The following is a 1655-nucleotide window of genomic DNA, read 5'->3' on the forward strand; positions in this document are numbered from 1 at the left end:
CTCCAGTCCTGGATCTCCTTCTCGATGATCTCTCGTTCCTCCTGGGTCTTCGTGAGGGCCGCGGTGTCAATGAGGTCCAGAAGCTCCCGCTTCATCTTCGCGGGCGTCGTGCCCTGGCTCCGTCTGTCGATCTGGTCGAGGACCTCCTGGATGCGTTGGACCTGCTGCTCCTTCGTGGGGGGAGCTGGCGTCGGTTGAGGGGGGTGGTTCGTCGGCCGAGGCGCGGGTGGGGTGCTTGGGTGTTGCTCTGCCTGGCGGAGTCGGCTGACGGTGGCGCTCACGCACAGGACCACCAGTGCTCCGACCAACCACCATCCGGGGCTGAGCGGACGCCGGAGGGCCTTGAGGGCTTCCCTGATTTCAGCGGTGGATCCACCCGCGTCCTTGCGAGAGGCCGCCGGAGGCGCGCCACGCTTCGCGGTCGAAGGCGCATGGGGCGCCGACCGCAGCGGGATGCGCTTCAGTCTCGCGCGCACCTTCTCCGCGGAAGCGGGGCGGGCGGCGGGTTCCTTCGCCAGCAGGTGGAGCACCAGTGCATCGAGTTCCCGGGGAATGCCCGGGACGCGCGACGAGGGCACGGGAGGCGGCTGATCCCGTTGCGCGAACATCACCTGCAAGGGCTTGCCCTGGAACGGGCGTTCGCCGGTGAGCAACTGGAACAGCATCACGCCGACGGCGTAGAGGTCCGTCGCCGGGCTGATGGGGTCGCCGTTGATCTGCTCGGGCGCCATGAACTCCGGTGTGCCAATGACGAATCCCTCGGATGTGAGGGGTGTGGTGTCGCGCGACTCCATCAGCTTGGCGATGCCGAAGTCGACCAGCTTGATGGAGGGGGGAATCTTCGCGTCTTCGACGACGAAGACGTTTTCGGGCTTCAGGTCGCGATGCACCACACCCGCATCGTGCGCGGCGCCCAGCGCGGCCAGCATCTGGTCCATGACCCAGACCACGCTCTCCAATTCCATGCGCTCCTTCGAGCGGACGAAGTCAGAGAGCGTGCGCCCCTGGAGCAGCTCCATGATGATGTAGGGGCGCTCATCCGGAAGGCTGCCGAAGCCAAAGATGTCAATGATGCCCGGGTGCCGGATGGCATTGACCGCGCGCGCCTCGACGAGGAGTCGTCGGGCCTGCTGGGGCGAAGCGAGCTCCAGGCGCATGACCTTGATGGCCGCCTGTTTGCCAATGAGCGGGTGCTCCGCGCGGTACACCACGCCCATGCCGCCCTCGCCAATGCGCTCCTGGATGGCGAAGTCGCCCAGTCGCTGGCCCAGCAGGGGATCCACGACGGTGCCAGGCCGGGAGGCCTGCCCTTTGTCGCTTCGGGTAGGGAGAGGCTTTTTCATGAGGGGACGGCGCTCATTCCATCAACCTGCTCGGACCGACCTTACCGCTCACCTTGGAAAGAGTGTCTCCAGCTTCTGTTTCCACGCATCCAATTCAATGTTCAAGGCCTGCCGCTCGGTGGCGGTCTGCTCCTTGGCCGCGCGGACGTGGAACGCTCGCAACTGCATTCCGAGTTCCGACCAGGCCTCTCCGCCCGAGCGTTGATTGTGCTCCGCAGTGTACTGCTCCAGCCGCCGGGCCAGCCGCTGCTCCGCGGGAGTGATCCTCCTGGGCGAGGCATTCACGACGGGGGCGGGAGGCTCGTCCTTCAC

Annotated in this window: 1 protein-coding gene and 1 pseudogene; both read right to left on the minus strand. The window is 66.3% G+C overall.

All coding sequences use genetic code 11. From position 1 onward, the window contains the following. Positions 1–1343 (minus strand): serine/threonine-protein kinase (locus D7V88_RS41300; RefSeq protein ID WP_147449145.1); only part of this gene is annotated, 1343 nt, incomplete at its 3' end. Positions 1344–1391: 48 nt separating this feature from the next. Further along, positions 1392–1655 (minus strand): annotated as a pseudogene (locus D7V88_RS41305) (hypothetical protein); the annotation flags it as partial.

It is taken from the genome of Corallococcus terminator (assembly GCF_003611635.1).
Lineage (GTDB): Bacteria > Myxococcota > Myxococcia > Myxococcales > Myxococcaceae > Corallococcus > Corallococcus terminator.